The organism is Acholeplasma equirhinis, from assembly GCF_017052655.1.
GTDB classification, from domain to species: Bacteria; Bacillota_I; Bacilli_A; order Acholeplasmatales; family Acholeplasmataceae; genus Acholeplasma; species Acholeplasma equirhinis.
Genome location: NZ_JAFIDC010000001.1, coordinates 807922 through 828659 on the forward strand (window position 1 = coordinate 807922; position 20738 = coordinate 828659).

General features: G+C 32.9%; 18 protein-coding genes and 1 pseudogene. 1 reads left to right on the forward strand and 18 read right to left on the reverse strand.

The features are described from left to right. Positions 1-70 precede the first annotated feature (70 nt). The 15 genes and pseudogenes from JV173_RS03785 to JV173_RS03860 all read right to left on the reverse strand — a co-directional run bounded on the left by JV173_RS03785 (position 71) and on the right by JV173_RS03860 (position 17165). Entirely contained in the window at positions 71-3322 is a 3252-nt protein-coding gene (locus tag JV173_RS03785; RefSeq protein ID WP_205734961.1) for a starch-binding protein, read from the reverse strand. A gap of 148 nt (positions 3323-3470) precedes the next feature. After that, on the reverse strand, positions 3471-3836 hold the full coding sequence (locus JV173_RS03790) for a hypothetical protein (RefSeq protein WP_205734962.1): 366 nt from the start codon (positions 3834-3836) through the stop codon (positions 3471-3473). A 28-nt stretch (positions 3837-3864) separates the two neighbouring features. Then, entirely contained in the window at positions 3865-4200 is a 336-nt protein-coding gene (locus JV173_RS03795; RefSeq protein WP_205734963.1) for a hypothetical protein, read from the reverse strand. After that, on the reverse strand, positions 4178-5068 hold the full coding sequence (locus tag JV173_RS03800; protein ID WP_205734964.1) for a DegV family protein: 891 nt from the start codon (positions 5066-5068) through the stop codon (positions 4178-4180). The genes JV173_RS03795 and JV173_RS03800 overlap by 23 nt, the downstream gene beginning before the upstream one ends. A 2-nt stretch (positions 5069-5070) precedes the next feature. Next, positions 5071-5916, reverse strand: a complete 846-nt coding sequence (locus JV173_RS03805) for an SDR family NAD(P)-dependent oxidoreductase (protein ID WP_205734965.1) — start codon at positions 5914-5916, stop codon at positions 5071-5073. Beyond that, positions 5891-6955, reverse strand: coding sequence for a hypothetical protein (locus JV173_RS03810; protein WP_205734966.1), 1065 nt, complete (start codon positions 6953-6955; stop codon positions 5891-5893). The genes JV173_RS03805 and JV173_RS03810 overlap by 26 nt, the downstream gene beginning before the upstream one ends. Before the next feature lie 10 nt (positions 6956-6965). After that, positions 6966-8555: a nucleoside kinase gene (locus tag JV173_RS03815; protein WP_205734967.1), complete on the reverse strand. Its 1590-nt coding sequence runs from the start codon at positions 8553-8555 to the stop codon at positions 6966-6968. Positions 8556-8610: 55 nt separating this feature from the next. Continuing rightward, on the reverse strand, positions 8611-11184 hold the full coding sequence (parC, locus tag JV173_RS03820) for a DNA topoisomerase IV subunit A (protein WP_205734968.1): 2574 nt from the start codon (positions 11182-11184) through the stop codon (positions 8611-8613). Continuing rightward, entirely contained in the window at positions 11181-13136 is a 1956-nt protein-coding gene (gene parE, locus JV173_RS03825; RefSeq protein WP_205734969.1) for a DNA topoisomerase IV subunit B, read from the reverse strand. The genes parC and parE overlap by 4 nt, the downstream gene beginning before the upstream one ends. A gap of 85 nt (positions 13137-13221) precedes the next feature. After that, positions 13222-14061: an aldo/keto reductase gene (locus JV173_RS03830; RefSeq protein WP_205734970.1), complete on the reverse strand. Its 840-nt coding sequence runs from the start codon at positions 14059-14061 to the stop codon at positions 13222-13224. After that, positions 14062-15120, reverse strand: a complete 1059-nt coding sequence (locus tag JV173_RS03835) for a M42 family metallopeptidase (RefSeq protein ID WP_205734971.1) — start codon at positions 15118-15120, stop codon at positions 14062-14064. Further along, a pseudogene (locus JV173_RS07050) lies at positions 15101-15660 on the reverse strand (class I SAM-dependent methyltransferase). Before JV173_RS07050 ends, JV173_RS03835 begins: the two are co-directional and overlap by 20 nt. After that, positions 15641-16540, reverse strand: a complete 900-nt coding sequence (locus JV173_RS03850) for an undecaprenyl phosphate translocase family protein (RefSeq protein WP_205734973.1) — start codon at positions 16538-16540, stop codon at positions 15641-15643. The pseudogene JV173_RS07050 and the gene JV173_RS03850 overlap by 20 nt, the downstream one beginning before the upstream one ends. Continuing rightward, entirely contained in the window at positions 16540-16809 is a 270-nt protein-coding gene (locus JV173_RS03855; RefSeq protein ID WP_205734974.1) for an HPr family phosphocarrier protein, read from the reverse strand. Before JV173_RS03855 ends, JV173_RS03850 begins: the two co-directional genes overlap by 1 nt. Further along, positions 16806-17165 (reverse strand): PTS sugar transporter subunit IIB, encoded by a 360-nt coding sequence (locus JV173_RS03860; protein WP_205734975.1) that lies wholly within the window; start codon positions 17163-17165, stop codon positions 16806-16808. Before JV173_RS03860 ends, JV173_RS03855 begins: the two co-directional genes overlap by 4 nt. Before the next feature lie 111 nt (positions 17166-17276). Here JV173_RS03860 and JV173_RS03865 point away from each other — a divergent pair, with 111 nt between their 5' ends. Next, positions 17277-18107 carry an undecaprenyl-diphosphate phosphatase gene (locus JV173_RS03865; protein ID WP_205734976.1) on the forward strand — a complete coding sequence of 277 codons (831 nt, stop codon included), beginning with the start codon at positions 17277-17279 and terminating at the stop codon, positions 18105-18107. Here the strand turns inward: JV173_RS03865 and queA are convergent. Genes queA through ruvA form a run of 3 tightly spaced genes read right to left on the reverse strand, consistent with a single transcriptional unit; the run spans position 18100 to position 20699 of the window. Next, positions 18100-19119: a tRNA preQ1(34) S-adenosylmethionine ribosyltransferase-isomerase QueA gene (gene queA, locus JV173_RS03870; RefSeq protein ID WP_205734977.1), complete on the reverse strand. Its 1020-nt coding sequence runs from the start codon at positions 19117-19119 to the stop codon at positions 18100-18102. The genes JV173_RS03865 and queA overlap by 8 nt on opposite strands. Then, positions 19116-20129 (reverse strand): Holliday junction branch migration DNA helicase RuvB, encoded by a 1014-nt coding sequence (gene ruvB, locus JV173_RS03875; RefSeq protein WP_205734978.1) that lies wholly within the window; start codon positions 20127-20129, stop codon positions 19116-19118. The genes queA and ruvB overlap by 4 nt, the downstream gene beginning before the upstream one ends. 9 nt (positions 20130-20138) lie before the next feature. After that, positions 20139-20699 carry a Holliday junction branch migration protein RuvA gene (gene ruvA / locus JV173_RS03880; RefSeq protein WP_205734979.1) on the reverse strand — a complete coding sequence of 187 codons (561 nt, stop codon included), beginning with the start codon at positions 20697-20699 and terminating at the stop codon, positions 20139-20141. Positions 20700-20738: the final 39 nt, after the last annotated feature.

Sequence of the window (20738 nt, forward strand, 5' to 3'; positions counted from 1 at the left end):
ATTATATATCAGTATCATGTAATAAAGAAAAACAGGCACTTAAAATAAGTACCTGTTTTGAATGAAATGATCAATCAAATAAAGCTTCTACTGCTTCAAAACTTGAATAAGCTTCACCTTGTAGTGTGAAGTATAAATTGTTTCTAGTAAAGATTTCAAGGTCTGATGTTTGTGAACCACTACCATTGTGAATAATGAAATTAATTGGACGGTATTCAACAGCGATAGGAATCACGATCATGAACCATCCTTCTTTTTCTTCTACTGCAACCATTTGTGTACCCGGCCAGTTACCTAAATTATTTGTATTCGGTGTTACTGTCCAAGAATATATATAAATAGATTCATATGCTTCTGAATTATAAACATAGATAGTTGTTGTAGGTTCAAAGTTTAACATACTAGTTTCTGCTTCTTCACGTGTCTCAAAACCTCTATTAATAGTGAAATAAAGCCCATTTTGAGTATTTGAATCGAGTGTTTGATTACCAATCCCATTTATGAATAAAAGACTTAATGCTTCAAGTTCAGTATCATGATCAACTTCAATATAGAACCAACCTTCATTTTCTAAATCTTCAGTCATTAAGATACCTGGCCAATTTTGAAATAGATTCCCATTAGTTGTCCATGCCCAAACATAAACTTCTTCCCAAGCTAAAGAATTATAAAAATAAATTGTTGATGTTGTTGGTTCCTCATCACCTGGTTCTTCGTCTTCTTCTAAAGAAAGTAATGCAGCCTCCATTGATTCATAGATACCAAATTTTGTTGCGTATAATTTGTCTTCTGCAACTTGATAATCACCAGATTGTTCAGTTAAATTATTATGGAACACAATTCCAAATGATCCAAATTCCAGACTATACGGAACTTCGATATAGTACCAACCTGGTTCACCTTCTAATGGTGTTGCTTCTTCGCCAGGCCAATTTGGAAATGGATTATCAAAACCTCTCCATACCCAAACATAGATATGATCCCAACCGACAGCATCATAGAAGTAAACAATTGTTGGTGTCTCAGTTTCAAGTTCAACCTCAGTATCTTCAAAAGTTGTATAAATGGCTAGTGGGGTTGCATATAAATGAACCTCAGTGACAGTATGTTCTTGACTTTGTGCATCAATACCATTACTGAAAATCACATTAAAAGGTGCATTTCCAGAGTCAAATGGAATATCAACAACATACCAAATGTCACTTTCATCAAGTTTTTCAACTTTCACACCTGGCCAAGCTTCATACGCATTTGTTGTATTACGCCATGCCCATACATATACTTCTTCCCAATCTAATGTATTTAAGAAATAAACTGTTGTTGAATCTTCTTCCACTTCAACTGGTTCTTCTGGCATAGCAGCTTCTGCTAATTCCATAGATTCGTACCAAGTACCATCAAAGAAATAAACATTAGTTTCATCAAGTAATTCTAGATTTTGTGTTTGTTCACCAGAATTGTTATTGAAAATAACATTTAATGGTAATGCTAAGACATCAGTAACAGGAAGTTTAAACCAACCATCACCTAAATCTTCCATTTCAGTACCTGGCCAATTACCAGTAAGTTGTGGACTAAATGTATAAAGATAGACTTCTTCCCATGAAGATGCATGATTGAAGTAATACACATCAACTTCTAACGGTTCAATAACTGCTTCTTCAGCTGCTTCCTTAGTTGCGAACACACTTGTTAAATTTGCATAAATTAAATTATCTTTAATTTCTAAAGTAACCGTTTGACGACCTAAGTCATTAGAAAGTCCATTATTGAAAATCACATTAAATGGTGCTTCAGCCTTATCGAAAGGTATTTCAGCAACAAACCAACCTTCCATACCTTCTGCTGCAAAGATTTCAACACCAGGCCATGCTTGATAAGCATTTACTGAATCACGCCAAGCCCAGACAAATACCTTATCCCAACCATCTTGGTTGAAGAAGTAAACTAAAGTCCTATCTTCTTCAACAGGTTCTTCAGGTTCTTCTGGATCCTCAGGCATTTCTTGTGCAGCTTCAAAAGAATCAAAGACTTCTCCTGATAAGGTAACATAACGATTTGTTTCAGTGATTAAAACATCTGGAGTCTTTCTTTCATCACTACCACTTAAACCATTGTTAAATAAGAATCCAAATTCATTGATCGTTACTGGAATTTCTGCATCTACTTGGAACCAACCTGCTTTTCCATTAACTGCAGTTGCTTGTGGTCCTGGCCAAGTAGTATAAATATCACCAGCAGTACTCCAACCCCAAGCATGTACTTCGGTCCAGTTATCACTATTGTAGAAATAAACAGTGACTGTTTTAGTTTCTGCTGGTGCTACAATTGCAGCTTCAGCAGCTTGTTTAGATGGATACCATGTACCATTATAGAAATAAACATCTGTTAAAGAATTTAGAACTAATTCAGCTGTTTGGTTACCTGTACCACCTGTACCTTTATTAAAGATAATATTAAGTGGTAGATTTGCATTTAAGAGTGAAATCTTAAACCAGTCACCACCATCACTTGTCATTGGCATACCAGGCCAAGTACCTAGCATTTCTGGATTAAATGTATAAGCATGTAAATTGCCCCATTGAGTTGTTGCATCTAAATAGTAAACAGTTAAATTCACAGGATCTGGTTGATTTGGTAAACCATTAACTGCATCTTCTCTAGATGCATATGGACTACCTTCACCATTCATTGTTACAAATGTTGCGAAAGTACTTGAAATATATATATCTCCAGTTTGACGACCCATTCCACCTGTACCATCATTAAAGATGATCGTAAACGGCATTTCATCCGCGTCAATTTCAACATCAACATAGAACCAACCATCACCTAAATGTTCAACATCTAAGACTGCATTCGTCCCTGGCCAATCACCTAAAGGTCTTGAATCATCTTCTAAAAATGCATATGCATAAATAGAAAGCCAATTATTAGAGTTTAAGAAATGAACTCTTGTACCTTCTGTTTCTAAATGTGCTGCTTCAGCATCGTCAAATGATGTATATTGTCCCTTTAGACTAAAGTAAATGCCAGTTGTATTTGATAAATCGTAATTTACAGTCAGACTTGCAACTTTAAAGACTAGATCTAAATCAAGTCCTTCAAGTGAATCGAGTGTAATTGTTGCCTTATACCAATCTTGTCTTTCATGTGCTTCTAAAGTAATATCTGCACTTTCAGCAAGTTGTAAAACAACGTTTGAACTATCGGGACTATAAAAATAGACCGTTAAGCTTTCTTTCTGCGGTACTTCTTCCCCACAGGCCACTAAAAGTAACGCCAATAATGCCGTTATAAAAAATATGCCTAATTTTTTCATATACCCTCCCTATAAACTTTAATACAGACATATTATATATGTAAGCGCTTGTAGAATGATAAGATTTGAACCTTTCAAGGATGTGGAAACATTACCATATTTCAAGGGATAAAAAAACACACTCTATTAGAGTGTGTCAATTTAAATCTTATTCTTGAACGTCATCATCCATGTTTACTGTGTAAACAGTTGATTTTTTAATTGTCTTCTTAACAGAATCACTAAAGCTTGGTCCAAATAAAATTTGGTAAATAGGAATTAATAAAAAGACAATCCATGCTTTATCCCACCAACCAGTAAATGTACTAATTGTTACATAAGCGATAACCATAGCAATTGGAAAAGTAAACTTGAATTTCTTTAATCCCACGATGAATGGTGCAAGTGGAACAAATAAGAAAACTAACCAAGTTGGATGCCATGTATCTGTTAAATATCCAATTAACAGGAATGCAAATAATGAAATAAAAAGAGATGCTGCAACGACGCGTTTTTGCCAGTTATATTGAAACACAATATGTACTTCCTTTCCTTTTTATATATTATACAAGTTCTTCTATTTTTTCAATTAAAGTGTCTAAAATTTTAGGTATCATACCATTTCTTTCATACATAATGTAAGTGTCATTATCTGGTGACATATAATCTGTACGATAAATAACAGTTAGTAACATCAGTAGTGTTTCAATACTTTGATCTTTAATCATATCTTTATTCGATTCAATTTTAACAAACTCACGCATCTTTTCGATGTAATGTTTTTCAAGTAAATGTTTTTTTTCTAAATATTGCATTAAAGAACTTACAATGAAGTAAACATCTTTTTTGTTTGATTCAAGTTGTTCTTTAACTTCCTTAAAGAAGTTTAAATGATTCAAAAATGTTTTCAAAGCCGTCCTTAATGATATATCCTAATCCAAGTATTTTTGATCCAATATGTGCACCAACAGTTGGTGTAATGGTTGAAACTAAAACTTCATCTACATTAGACTCAGTTTCTCTGATTTCTTTTGCAAGTTTTAAAGCATCATCTAATCGATTTGTGTGAAGCACAATATAAGTGACATGTTTTTTTGTTGAAACTTCATTTTTAACGAGTTCTAGCATACGTAAAATTGCCTTACTATGTACTCTTACCTTTTCTTTAGTGGTTATTTTACCATCTTCCGAAAGATGTAAAATTGGTTTAATTTTTGCAAGTATGCCGATTGTACCAGAAAGTGCAGATAATCTGCCATTCTTAATTAAGTATTTAAGATCATCAACAATAAAATAAGCATTCAAACCTTCTCTAACCCTTAATATGGTTTCAAAGATTTGTTCAACACTATAACCCATTTCTGCAAGATGTTCTGCTAAATGAACGAGATAACCTTGCATCAAAGTTGCAGTCTTAGTATCCAAAACATGAAAGTTAATACCTTCAATATGTGGTTCAACAAGTTCTTTTAAGTTTTTACCATATGTTGACAGATTTGTAGATATCGGCAAATGAATGACATCTGTACAACCTTCTTTTTTAAGGTTTTCAACTTGTTCAATCACTTCACCAAGTGTTGGTGCAGATGTTGAAGGTATAAATGAAGATGCTTCAAGCTTGTCATAAAATTGATCTGCAGTTATATCAACACCATCGGTAAGTGTTTCTTCACCAAAATGTATTTGAGTTTTTGTAATTAAAGCCTTTGAACTAAATGGTGCATAAGCTAATCCTGATGATGAATCTGCTGTAAATCCTATTTTCATAATTACTTTTCCCCCAGTAAACTATGTGCATATGTGATAATTTCATCTTGCAGTTTTAAATCTTGGTAAATCATATGATGTTTAATGAGTTTCGCATTTTTATAAAGTGCAATTTGTTTTGGATCTTCTCTTTCAATTAACGCAACAACATCTTTAGCAACCTTCTTAGGATTACTTAAGAAAACTGCTGCGAGCGGTCCAATAAATCTTAAGTATTTTGGAATCACACCAATTGCAGTCTTTGTATAAACAACACCTGGATCAACGAGTTTGAATATGACATCAAGATTGTATCTTGAATAGTAATAATAACTCATTGCAGCCAGTTGTTTAGTTACTGCATAACTTTTAATTCTTCCGAAAGTGTGTATCCTATCAAGTTCGGTCATTGAAAATTTTCTATTCGTTGACATGGAGGTTGTATGGAGTACCATCTTTGTTTCAGATTTTTTTAAAGCAGGTAACATTGTTTCAAATAAAATGAGTTGTGATAAAAAGTTGACAACCATTGATGTCACAATCCCATCTTTTGTTTGTTCACCACGCTTCTTTGGAATCATTGCTGCATTCATATAGATGAAATCAATTATAGGATGATCCTTTAGAATTTCCTTTGAAACAATCTTCATTTTTTCTAAATCTAAAAAATCCACTAAATAATATGAGTATTTTAACTCTGGATTTAAATGGGAAAACTCATCAATGACTTCTTTGATGAGTTTTTCATTTCTTGCAGTTAAGATGATATGGTAACCCTTGATCGCAAGTATTCTTGCAACTTCTTTACCGATACCATTGGTACCACCTGTAATTAATATTTTTTTAGTCTGTGAATTGGAAGATGTCAAGCTGTCTACCACCTTTTCTTCTGTCTTCTGGAATCTTTTGCCATTTAGATGAACGACCTTTGCCAAGTGGTTGGATAACCCCTTCATCTTTAAGTCGTTTCAACGTACGATCGATGGTAATTTCAGAGACAGTTGGATGTACTTGTCTGATATCTTCTTTAGAAAAGATTTCTTTACCGCTTCTAACGGTTGATTCAATGTTATCACTTTTGTTGAGTTTCTTTTCGAAAGAATACTCTCTTGAGAAATCATTTACTTCTTCATATGCTTGATACAAGATATCAATAATTAATCTATTTAGACTTTCTGTATTTGGATATCCTGTTTGATAATGATAATTTGCTTGATTGAGTGCCATCTTATAGACTTCAAAATTCTTATAGAAGTATTCAAAGAAGGACACATACTTAAAGACTGAAAAGTCTCTAATTAAAAAGGCATATAACCCAAGATATGCAATCTCTTCATTATGCATATTGAAGAGTTTTGCATTTACAAAATCAATATAAAAGTTTGAAATGAGTTGGGTTAATTCATATAATTTAGTTTTATTCTGTTTATTGTATTCCATGATAATGGCATCTAAATCTTCTCTTTTATCCTTAGATTTAGCGGTTGCTGTGAAGATTGTGCCATCGTTCTTTTTCTCTTTACTCTCAAACTTAATGGTTTCGTAGTTTTTAGATAAGGCTTTTGCTAGGTTATCAAACTCATTTGTAAAAAGTTCAAATTGATCAGGGTGCTTTTGTATGGAAGTTAACGCACCCTTAATATTAAGTAAAAATGTTTCTTTTTTATTTTTAGCCATTAACTTCTTTTTTGATAAAAGTTTTAATCTGGCATCTGTTAAACCAATGTCCATAAGTTTACCAAAATAGTAAACATTTTTCTCAATGGTTTTCTTTAAGAAAACATCTTTGTCTCTTTCAAAGAGTTCATCATAATAAAATGATTTACCTTTAGCTTCGTACACCTTTAGTAACAACAGTAAAGTTTCTGTTGTTACTAAAAGACGTGACATATTAGATAAAGCTTTCATCTAATACCTCTTAATCATGGAATGGAGAACCACCAATGAATTCAAGTAAGAGGGAGTTAGAGGGAATTAATTTTTCGTCAATATCCTTGAAGTATTTCAAGAATTTAACTAAACGGTTAGCAGTAATAAAGTGTTTATGTGAACGATCGATTTGTGATAAATGTGGAATTGCATATTTCTTTAATACAAGTAACTCATAAGATAACTCTGAATTAAATACGTAGTTTACACCTTCTTGGTTTGGATAAATCCAGCGGAATTCACCACGTCTAACAGATGGCCACATTTCGATTGTCATATCTGCAGGTGTTGAACGATATTTTTGGTCACGAACCATTCTTCTTAATAGACGTAAATCTGTTAATGAAATTGGGTTGTGTTCATCAATATGGATTTGAGTTTGCGGTGCAATAAAAATCTTGAATTTTTGATGTGAAGGAATAAGGGTTGTTAATCTGTCGTTTAAGGCATGGATACCTTCAATTAAAATTGGAGAATTTTTCTCTAATTTAATTTTTGGACCTTCCACACGTTTACCAAGTTTAAAGTCAAAGTGTGGTAATGAAACTTCTTTACCTTGAACAAGGGAGGCCATATCACGATTGAAACGATCGATATCAAGTGCTTCAACATGTTCTAAGTCTGGTTTTCCATCACTATCTTTTGGAGCTTCTGTTTTAGGTTTATAGTAGTCATCCATTGAAATCATCTTTGGTTTGATACCTTTTGCCATTAACTCAATACGTAAACGGTTAGTAAAGGTAGTTTTACCAGATGATGAAGGACCAGCAACTGCAATTAATTTAATATCATCGATTTGTGCTGCGATTAAATTACCAAGTTCAGCAAGTTGATCATTATGTTTTGTTTCACAAAGGTTAACAAAATCAACTTCAGCATCTCTTGTTTCAACATGTTTGTTAATATTGGCAATCGTATCTCCACCAATGATTTTGCCCCATTTGTATGCTTCTTTTAATGTTTTACCAAATGTAACTTGATCAACAAATTCTGGAAGTTTACCTTGAAGTTCTGCTCTTGGATAGAAGATTAAGAATCCTGGTGCATAGAATTTAGTGTCAAAAATTGTAAGTAGCGACGTATTCGGTAACATATATGAGAACATATAGTTTACATAATTACCTGCTTGATACAAGTTAACTTGATCTTCTTGACGTAATTTTAATGTTTCAATTTTATCTAAGTAGCCATAGTTTGTATAAATTTTAGTTGCTTCTTGTTTAGAAACAGACAAACGTTTGATTGTTAATTTTTCAGAAACAATCTTTTTTACTTCTTGAACAATCTTCTCATAAAGTTCATCTGTGACATCACCATTGGTTATTGTTGCAAGAATTGAACGAGAAACTGAATAAGAGAATCTAATCTTTAATGAAGGATTGATTCTATAAGTTGCCATTGCGAAGACATAACGCAGTGTAGCTTCATAAATACGCATCCCGTCATGTGTATCTAAACCTAAGAATTCGACTTCAGCGTCGTCACTCATTAGGTAAGATAATTCACGGATACGTCCGTTAACTGCTGCACATACTGCATCAGTTTTACCAAGTTTAGCTGCAATTTGCTCTAAACTCATATTTTTTCAAAAGTAAGTTCCTTTGAATCAATCGTTAGTTTCATATTTATCTCCTTTATTCCTCTTCATCGAATAAATCTAATCTACTTAAGCGAATTTGTTTGTTATTTTTGGTCATGATCGCTTCTTCAATGACCTTAGCTTCTTGTTCTGGTTTAGAAACTTTTTTCTTTTCTACAACAACAACTTCTTCTTCATAAGATGATTTATCAATTTCCATGAAGTAACCATCGTCAATCATCTTTTTACCAAATTTATTTGGTGAATATTTGACTTCAGAGAGTGGCATATAGACTGCTTCTTTGGTGCCAACAAGACGAATATTTACATCTTCTTTTTGTTGTGCTTTTGAAAGTCGTGCACCAGAAACAATTAAATGTGGTAAAGTCTTTTGACGTTCTAAGATAATAATGCCTCTACGTCCTCTTGCATATTTAGAAACTTCAGAAACTGAATCTTTAACAATATGCCCACGGCTTGTTAAGAAATAGAAATCATCGTTACTTCTTGCATAGAATGCAACTGCAAGTTCATCATCTTCTGCAAGCGACATCGATTTAACACCACCTGCTTGAAGTCCATATAGTGGAAGTTCTTCAGTTTCAAATCGAAGACCATACCCTTTTTTAGAAAGTGCAATAATATTTTCTTTTAGAGTGATATCAACACTTCTGACCTCATCACCTGGTGCAAGTTTCATAGCACGCAGTGATTTGTTATAGCGGGTAACTTCAAATTCAGTTAGGTTAACTTGTTTCATTTGACCAAATTTGGTTGCCATTAAAATCTTTTCGTCTGTCTTGAAGTTAGATACTGCAAGCACTTTAACTAAAACTTCATTCTTTTCAATTGGAACAATATTATTAATATAAACCCCTAAATCTTTCCATTTTTGCTCATCGATTTTATAGACAGGTAAGAAAATGTATTGACCTAAATTAGTAAAGATTAAAAGTGTATCCAATGTGTTAACTTCTTTTAAGAAGATAAAAGCATCATTTTCTTTTAAGCCAGGTTCTGGTGTTGCTTGATAACTACGTAAGGATGCACGTTTAACATAACCATCCTTCGTAATACCAACCATCGTATTTTCATCACTGATTAAATCTCTATGATCAATCTTAATTGTTTCAATTTCGTCTTCAATTAATGATTTACGATCATCACCTAAAACTGCATGTACTTCAAGTAATTCAGATTTAATCGTCTTCATTAAAATCTTTTCATTTGAAAGGATTTGGTTTAACTTTTCCATTTCAAATGTTAAGTTTTGTTGTTCATCACGTAATGCTTGGATATCGGTTGTTGATAAGCGGTAAAGTTGTAACATAACGATCGCTTCTGCTTGAAGTTCTGAGAAACTAAATTTATTTTGAATATTTAATTTAGCATCCGCTTTATTTTGAGATTCACGGATTGTTTTAATGACTTCTTCAACAATTGATGTCATTTTAATTAATCCATCAACGATATGGAATCTCTTTTGAGCTTTTTCAAGTTCAAAGTTAGAACGGTTTGTAATTACTTCTTTTTGGTGTTCAATATACGTTTTTAATAGTTCTCTTGCACCAACTAAAACAGGTCTGTGATTTAAAATTGCAACCATGTTATAGTTAAAAGCAATTTGTAAATCCGAGTTTTTGTAAAGATAGTTTAGGATAAAGCCTGAATCTGCACCTTTCTTAAGGTCAATTGCAATTCTTAACCCTTCTTGGTCTGATTCATCACGGATTTCTAAAATATCATCAATGTTATTATTCACACGTAAGGTATCAATTGTTCTTACAAGTTCAGCTTTATTCACTTCATAAGGAATTTCTGTGACAACAATGCGATCTTGTGATTTAGAAATTTCTTCAATAAATGTTTTAGAACGGATAATGACTTTACCTGCACCGGTTGTTAGTGCTTGCTTAATACCATCTTTACCTTGGACAATACCTCCTGTTGGAAAGTCTGGTCCCTTAATGTAATGAAGTATATCATCATCTGATAAATCAGGATTTTCAATCAGTGCAATCGTTGCATCAATGACTTCTCTTAAGTTATGTGGTGGAATCTTTGTTGCATAACCTGCTGAAATCCCCATTGCACCATTAACTAAAAGGTTAGGAAATTTTGCAGGTAAAACTGTTGGTTCTTGTTCTTCATCATCAAAGTTTGGAACAAAATTAACCGTTCTTTTATCAATATCTTTTAATAAATATTCAGCTTCTTTTGATAAACGTGCTTCGGTATAACGCATTGCAGCTGGTGAGTCACCATCAATCGAACCGTTATTACCATGCATATCGACTAAAGGTAATCTCATTTTAAAGTCTTGTGACATACGAACGAGTGCTTCATAAATTGATGAGTCACCATGTGGGTGATATTTACCCATAACTTCACCAGCAATACGTGCTGATTTTTTATATGGTTTGTTATATGCAAGTCCCATTTCACCCATCGCATATAAAATACGACGTTGTACAGGTTTTAAACCGTCTCTTGCATCTGGTAAGGCTCTATCTTGGATGATATATTTAGAATAACGTGCAAAACGACTTGAGACAACGTCTTCAAGTAACATTTTTTCAACACGTTCATTCACAAACTTATTTACTTGTTCAATTACTTTTTTACTCATCTAGACTTACCTTCTATGTCAAAATCATCTGTAATTTCAAAATCAACGTTTCTTTCAATCCATTCACGACGTGGTAATACTTGATCACCCATTAAAACAGTGATGTGTTTATCAGAGACTCCAAAGTCATCAATTGTTACTTGAATTAAAGTTCTAGTTTCAGGATTCATTGTTGTATCCCAAAGTTGAGATGCGTTCATTTCTCCTAAACCTTTATAACGTTGAATATTGTAAGACCCTTCAGAATCTTCTACAATCTTTTTAAGTTCTTCATCGCTCCAAGCATAAATAACTTCTTCTTTCTTTGAGCGTTTTCTTGAAATTTTATATAAAGGTGGTTGCGCAATATAAAGTCTACCATCTTCAATTAAAGGTCTCATGTATCTAAAGAAGAACGTTAAAAGTAAGACTTGAATATGGGCACCGTCATCATCCGCGTCGGTCATGATAATAACTTTTTTATAGTTACATTTTGAAACATCAAAATCAAGTCCAAAATCCGCACCAATGGTGTAGATGATCGTTGAAATTTCTTCATTTTTTAAAATTGTTTCTGTATTTGTTTTTTCAGTATTGATGACTTTACCACGTAAAGGTAAAATTGCTTGGAAAGCACGATTACGACCTTGTTTAGCAGATCCACCTGCTGAGTCACCTTCGACTAAGAAAAGTTCATTTATGTTCTTATCTTTACCTTGAGCAGGTGTCAACTTCCCAGAAAGAATAACTTCCTTTTTATTTCTCTTTTTACCAGCTCTTGCATCTTCGCGTGCTTTTCTGGCTGCTTCTCTTGCTTTACTTGCTGCAACAGCTTTACCAATGATTTTTGATGCAATATCTCTGTTTTCTTCAAGGTATGTATTGAATTTTTCGTAGAATACGGATTCTGTTGCATTTCTTGCATCAGGTGTTCCAAGTTTACCTTTAGTTTGTCCTTCAAACTCTAAAATATTTTCAGGTACTCTTAAAGAAATGATTGCTGTTAAGCCTTCACGAATATCCACACCATCTAAATTTTCGTCTTTATCTTTGATTAATGCATATTTTCTAGCATAATCATTCACAACTTTGGTTAATGCACTCTTAAATCCAACTTCATGTGTACCACCGTCTTTAGTTCTGACGTTGTTAACAAATGAGATAATTTCTTCTTGATAACTATCTGTGTATTGGAGTGCAACTTCAACTTCAATTTCTGAGCTTTTACTTGCTTTAAAAACACCTTCTACTGCTTTGACTTCATGGACTGCTGTTCTTGACTTGTTTAAAAGTTCAACATAAGCTCTAATCCCGTCATCATATTTGAAAGTTTCTTTAATGTTTTTTCTTTGGTCGTTTAAGTTAATTTTTAAACCTTTAATTAAGAATGCTGATTCTCTTAAACGTTCTTTGATTGTGTCGTAGTTATAAAGTGTTGTTGAAAATATTTGCGGATCTGGTTTAAACCATACAGTTGTACCAGTCTTCTTTGAATCACCAATGCGTTCAAGTGGATAAATTTTCTTACCACCATCTTCATAACGTTGTCTAAAAACTCCACCGTCTTTATATACAGTGACTTCAAGTGCACTTGATAATGCATTTACAACCGATGAACCAACACCGTGTAACCCCCCTGCAACTTTATATCCACCTTCAGTGCCGAATTTACCACCAGCGTGTAAAACGGTAAAAATGACTTGAGTTGTCGGTACACCAGATTCATGCATTTTATATGGCATACCACGTCCATTGTCAATAACTTCAATCGAATTATCTTGTTTAATGTTGACTGTAATTTCGTCACCAAATCCAGCCAAAACCTCATCCATCGCATTATCTACGATTTCCCAGACTAAATGATGCAACCCTCTGTGATCGGTTGAACCAATGTACATTCCAGGACGTTTTCTAACTGCTTCTAATCCCTCTAATATTTGGATTGATTTCTCATCGTAATTTTTCTGTGCCATGAATTACCTCGTCTGCTAATTTATATCTATTATACAATAAAAAAGATAATCATTCAAAAAGAATTGATTATCTTTATTTAACTTTTTACTCTGTAAAATTGTTGTTGTCTGGATCTGAATAAACACGTAATGCACGGTTTAATTGACTCAATTTTTCTAGGTCTTTTGCACTTAAAGCTAAGCGTTGTCCATTAAAGTTTTCTTCTAATCTTTCATAGTGAACACTCTTTGGTATCATTACAATATCACGAGATAATCCCCATGCAATAATGACTTGTGCAACAGTTGCGTTATAGTGTGATGCAATCTCATTTAACACATCAATTGTTGGTGATTCAAATACTTTACCCTTAGCAAACGGACCGTATGAAGTCATCTGAATGTTATGTGCTTTTAAATACTCTAACATTGCATTTTGTTGTAAGAGCGGATGACATTCAATTTGATTCACCATTGGTTTTACTTTTGCTGTTTTTAAAAGTTCATTTAAGTGATGTTTTTGGAAATTAGATACGCCAATTGCACGAAATTTACCTTGTTGATAATAGTCTTCAAAGATACTCCAAACTAGTGCATTCATTTCATATTTTTGATTTGGCCAGTGCATTAATAATAAATCAACATAACCAATGTTTAATCGGTTTAAAGAACCGTCGATATCTGCTTTGATCTTTGAAACATCACCTTGATATTGTTTAACAACTTTGGTTGTAACAAAGATTTCTTCGCGTGGTATTTTTGAGTCTCTGATTGCTCGACCAACATCTTCTTCATTTTGATACATCATTGCAGTATCAATATGTCTATAGCCAATCTTTAAAGCATTTAAAACAGTTTCATAAGTAGACTCTCCTGCTTCTACTTTGAACGTACCAAGACCAAAGGCTGGCATTTTTACACCATTTGATAGTGTATAAGTTTTCACTTACATCAGCTCCTTTAATTCTTTTATTTTTTCTCCTGTTAAATCTTTAAGTAATGCAAATAACATTTGTCTTGCTTGATCTAAATCAAAATAATCAGCCATTGCAACACTTGCATGAATGTATCTTGCAGGAAGTCCAATTGTTGTTGCAATCACACCTTCATGCATATCAATTGCTTTCGCTGCATCGGTTCCACCCATTGAAACGTATGCTTGATATTTGATTTGATGTTTGTTTGCTAAATCTTCAATATAGTTTCTAAGTGGGAATAACATGATATTTTTAGGATCATAAATTCGAAGTAAGAAACCTTCACCTAATTTACCAATTGCATCCTTTTGATGAATATCATTCAAAGGTGAAGCATCAAGGGCAATAAACATATCCGGCATGAAAAGGTTTGTTGCAGTTTCTGCACCACGTAATCCAACTTCTTCTTGTACAGTTGCGCCAATTGCAACATTAAATGGTAGTTCAATATTTGCAAATTTCTCAATTGCTTCTAATGCTAATCCGCAACCATATCGATTATCAATTGCCTTAGCAATAAATCGTTGACCATTTACTGTATCTATGTATGGTGTATCATATAAAACCATATCTCCGATTGAAACACCATATGAGAGTGTTTCTTCTTTTGATGATGTTCCTAAATCAACGAGTAATGCTGAAATTTCAATTTGATTCTTTTCTTTCAAATGTGGTGGAATCGCACCGATTACACCAGGTAATTTCTTACCATCTTTTGTATAAACATACATTATTTGGGAAATAAAAACTTCACCATTTAATCCACCAATCGGTAAAACTTTAATCGCACCATTATCTAAGATTTCTTTAACCATTAAACCAACTTCATCCATATGACCTGCAACAAGAACTGTTGGTGCATCTTTTACTTCCGATTTCTTGTATGCAAAAATACTTCCAAGTTTATCTTGGATGATTTCATATTGAGGATACTTTTCCATGACAGAACGCATGTATTCACGAATTCTTTTTTCATGAGATGAAATGCCAGGAAGTTCCATTAAGTTTTTATAATGATTGTTCTTCATCTTTATATACTGCCACCAATTGATAGATTGGACCAAATTCACGTTTCTTTTCTTCGTATTCGGTCATATATTTTGATATTTCTAAATTCCAGTTACATTCTTTAATTTCAAAATTTGCTTCAGCAAAATATGTAAATGAATCATTAAAGAAATCAACATGGTCTGTTCTAAACACAATTTTACCATTTTTCTTTAAGAAACTATGGTAAAGCGAAAGTTTAATTGAATAACATCCGCTTTTAATTGACCCATATATTCAGGTAAATTTTGTGCATCATCTAAAATCACGATTAAGTTTTCAAGTTCCATGATCTCTTTCTTTTGAGCTAAACGATAACACGCATTTTTATCACGTTCTACTGCAATAAAAACTTGATCTTTAAAATCATTGGCTAGATTCGTAATAAATTGACCTTTTCCTGATCCAATTTCCATAAAAATTTGTTGACCTACAGGTACAACAATTTTTTTTGGTGAAGTTAATACACCAAGTCTCATTAAGTTTTCAACTGTTGCATCTTTAATTTTCTTTTGTCTCATAACTATCCTTACTAAATAATCTCGCTAACATAAATCCAAAAGGAATTAAAATAATTCCAATTAACCACATATACCATTGTTCACTAAAATTAAAAATATCAACTGGTGTCTCAGATGTTGCCATATCTACATGTAATGAAGCAATGATGTTAACTGGAGCTGCGATAATTATACCTAATATAATTTGATAAAACGTCTTTGGATATTTTTTTAAAACTAAATTTAATAACTTACCAAGTACAATAAATGCAAATATCAACCCTAATCCAACAAATAGGACATTCCAAAAGTGTGTAAAGAATAGTTCAAAGTTAATTGTTAAAACAGACTCTATCATTTCTTTACCTACGATTAAGAGTGGTCCATAATAACCAATCATTAAAAGTAACATTGTTCCAGATAACCCTGGAACAATTAAAGAAACTGAAAGAAGGATTCCAACAAAGAACCATAACACTAAACTTGTATTCGAAACATCAGTTGTTTTAAATAGCGGCAAGATAAATGTTAAGGAAATCATTAAAACTGCAGTAACCGTAACAATGATTGCACTTTTAATGGATATTTTATCGTTCTTAGCAAGTAAGTAAATCTCCTGTATACCACCTAGGATTAAACCAATAAAAAGCAATGTTAAAGGAATTGGAATGATATAAAACACATATGCAATCGCAATAAAACCAACGAGTATGCCTAATGCAATTCCAATTAAATACTCCCAAATGGATAAAATTGCTTTAATAGGTTCCTTGGTTAATCGGTCTAATGCCTCAATTAACTTGCTGTATATATTGAAAGCGGCGGCGATCATGCCACCACTTACACCTGGTAATATTGAACCGATACCTACAAGAGAACCTTGTAGTATTTTTTTAATCATTATTCGATTGAGCCTAACCCTTCAGTTACCATGAAATCTGTAAGTCCTGCGATGGCTTCTTTTTCATCTGGACCAACCGCTGTAATTTCTACGATTTCACCATGGTAAATACCTAAGCTCATGACTCCCATGATACTTTTTAAATTAACTGTACGGTTAAATGCTGTTAAGCTGACTTCTGATTCATATGACATAGCTTGATTCACAAGACGTGTCGCAGGTCTTGCATGTAAACCATATTCTGAAACAATTTTGAACTTCTGCTTCATTTAGTTACCTCACTTTTTAGTTGATCAAGTTTTGTTTTAATGGTTACGGGATTATCCTTGATAAGGAGTTTCAACTCTTTACCACTTAACATACCGATAATGCCCATAGACTTTAGTAGAGTTTGTGATACTAACTTAGGATTTGACAAAGTTACTTTAAGTCTTTTATTATCAAGACTTGTTTGCACAATATTACTTGCACCACCTAAAGCTTCTAGTAACGTAGAAACATCAATTGTTGGTTGAGCTTTTTCTTTATTCTGTTTTGTTTTTAAAACATAAAAAACAATAAATGCTGCCCCAAGCAGTACAACGATAGATGCGATAATTAAAGTGTAGATTTGTCCTTCGGTCATGGTATCACGTCCCCTTGTTTTTATTATATGTTTTTTTACCTTAAATTACAATGCTTAAAACCTCCCATTATGTTATAATGAGGCTAACAACTGACGTAAAGGAAAATCGCAATGGAATATCTAATTGAAATATTAAAATATATCATCCTAGGAATTATTCAAGGGGTCACGGAAATCTTTCCAGTCTCATCTTCAGGACATTTAGTTATTTTCTCTCACCTTTTTATGGGTGGTGTAAACTTAGATACTGAATTGAAATTATTTTTAATGATTACAAATATGGGTTCATTCATAGCACTTGTAGTCTTCTACTTTAAAGATATTAAGGTGCTAGTTTCAGATTCTTTTGCATATGCCTTTAATCCATTATCTAGAAACGATGATAATGTCAAATCGAATTTCTTATATGCAGTTAAATTATGTATTGCTGTTATTCCACTAGGTATTGCGGGTTTACTATTTAAAGATATTTTCCCAACAGATTTACTGACAGTTGGTATCGCACTGATTGCTACATCACTTTTATTAGCACTTGTCTTTAGTTTACGAAACGCTAAATTCCTAGAAGAATTAAATTTTAAAAATGCTGCAATTATTGGTTTATTCCAAATGTTTGCTATTGTTCCAGGACTTTCAAGATCTGGTATAACAATGGTTGGTGGTTTATCTCAAAAGGTTAGACTTTCTTATGTATTAAGATTTTCATTCTTGTCTTACATTTTAATATCTATACCTGTATCTGGACTTGGATTATATGAGGCAATAAAAAATCCAGGAACAATTGATGTTCTTGGATTCTCACTAGCTTTCTTATTTAGTTTCATCTTCTCTTATTTAACAATCCATACCTTGAAAAAGTTTGTTCAAGTTAAAAACTTGATTTGGTTTGCAGGGTATGCATTCTTAATGGGTATATTCGCAATTGTCTTAAACTTTATTTAAGAAACATTGAATCACCGAACGAGAAGAATCGATATTCATTTCTAATTGCTTCATCATAAATATCTAGAATTTGTTCACGTGAATAGAATGCAGAAATTAACATAATAAGTGTTGATTTAGGTAAGTGAAAGTTTGTAATAATAGATTTCACGACTTTAAATTGATACCCTGGATAAATAAAGATATTTGTTGAAAAATGACCAGCATGGAATTTATCATCAAAATTTGACTCTAACGTACGGACCGTTGTAGTACCAACTGCAATGATCCTTTTTTTATTTTCAACTGCTTGATTCAGTCTAACTTCTGCTTCTTTAGTAATTTCATAATCTTCATAATGCATATGATGAGATAAAACATCATCCACTTGAACAGGTCTAAAGGTTCCTAGACCAACATGTAAAGTAATCTCAATGATTTCAATGCCTTTTTCTTTAATTTTGGCTAGTAGTTCTTTTGTAAAATGGAGTCCTGCAGTTGGTGCGGCTGCACTACCAGGATTCTCTGCATAGACAGTTTGATATCTTGATTGGTCTTTTAACTGTTCTGTAATATAAGGTGGTAATGGCATTGTGCCAAGTTTATCTAAAACTTCCAAGAAAATGCCTTGATAAACGGCCTCATAGACACGTATACCCTCTTCCTTTTCTTCGATACAAATCATTTCTAATAAACCATTACCAAACGAAATTTTAGTACCAACTTTGACACGTTTTGCAGGTTTAGTTAAGGCTTCCCATTTATTTTTAGAAGTCTCTTTTAAGAGTAAAACTTCAATCGCTGCATTGGTTTCTTCTTTAATACCCATGAGTCTTGCAGGAATGACTTTTGTGTTATTCATGACAAGTACATCATTAGGTTCTAATTCATCAATAATATCATAAAAATGACGATGTCTTCTCTCGCCAGTTTTTCTATCAATAACAAATAATTTAGAGTGGTCTCTTTTTTCTGCTGGATGTTGTGCAATTAAATTCTTAGGTAGATTAAAATCAAATAGATCTAGTTTCAAGTGTCTAATAGTCCTTTGTAGTATTTTTTACCAAGAACTTGATACGCAAGTTCTGTGGCTACTCTACCCCTTGGTGTACGTTTAATATACCCTTCTTGAAGCAAGAATGGTTCATAAACTTCTTCAATCGTTCCTGGTTCTTCACCTATTGTTGAAGCAAGTGATTCAACCCCTACAGGTCCACCATTGAATCGATCAATAATCCCTCTTAAATACATATAATCTGCGTGATCTAAACCACGATTATCAATACCTAACTTACTTAGTGCAAGTTCAGTAATTTTATAAGTGACAACAGAGTCGCTCATAATTTCAGCGAAGTCACGCACACGTCTAAATAAACGGTTAGCAATACGCGGTGTTCCACGACTTCTTTTTGCAAGTTCTAAAACAGCTTCTTCTTCAATTTCATTACCATAAACTGAAGATGTGCGTCTTACAATCATTGCAATTTCTTCTTGTGAATAGTAAGAAAGTCTTAAAACTGCTCCAAATCTTTCACGAAGTGGATGTGATAAATCACCAAATCTTGTCGTTGCACCAATTAGAGTAAATGGTGGTAACTCGATTCTGATACTTCTTGATGCATTGTCTTTATCAAGTACAATATCAAGCACGTAATCTTCCATTGCACTGTATAAAATTTCTTCAACAAATCTTGGCAGTCGATGAATTTCATCAATAAATAGCACATCACCTTGTTTAAGTGTTGTTAAAAGTGCAGCTAAATCACCAGTTTTTTCAATTGCTGGTCCGGATGTAATTTTTATATTTACACCAAGTTCATTCGCTATAATTTGTGCAAGTGTTGTTTTCCCTAACCCAGGTCCACCGTAAAGTAGAATATGGTCAAGAGATTCACCTCGTTTTAAAGCAGCTTGAATATAAACAGATAGCATCTCTTTGACATCTGTTTGTCCAATATATTGATTTAAATATTGGGGACGAAGCATCAACTCATCATCTTGCTTCTGACTTAAATCCCTTAATAGATCTTGTTCATTTTCCATTTTAAGTCCTCATCGTAAAAGATATGCAAGTGCTTCTTTTAATGCACTTTCGACTGATTGATCAATATTAATATTTTTTAGTGCTTTCTTAATATCATTCTTGTTATAACCAAGTGCTTCAAGTGCAGCAATCACATCTTTTGAATTATCATCAAGTAATCTTAAATCAGTACCCTCATCAACAAGTTTACCTTTAAGATCAAGAATAATTTGTTGGGCAGACTTCATACCAATTCCTGGGAATTTCGTTAAATATTTAGCATCACTTGTTTCAATTGCTTCAACTATTCTATTTGAATCATCAAAAGCAACAATTGAAAGTGCACTCTTCGGTCCGATACCTGAAACACTAATTAATTTTTGGAATAATTTTAATGTTTCTTCATCTTTAAATCCATATAGTGCAAAAATATCTTCTCTGACATGAAGATATGTATAAACAACCACTTCATCATCTAAATGATATTGATATGGTGTTGGACTTAAAATTAAATATCCAATCCCTTGGTTGTCAATAATAATATGTTCTGGTGAAACCTTTTTAACAATTCCTTTAATATATCCGTACATGACTTCCACCTTCAAAGTATTCGTTCTAAAATATTATAT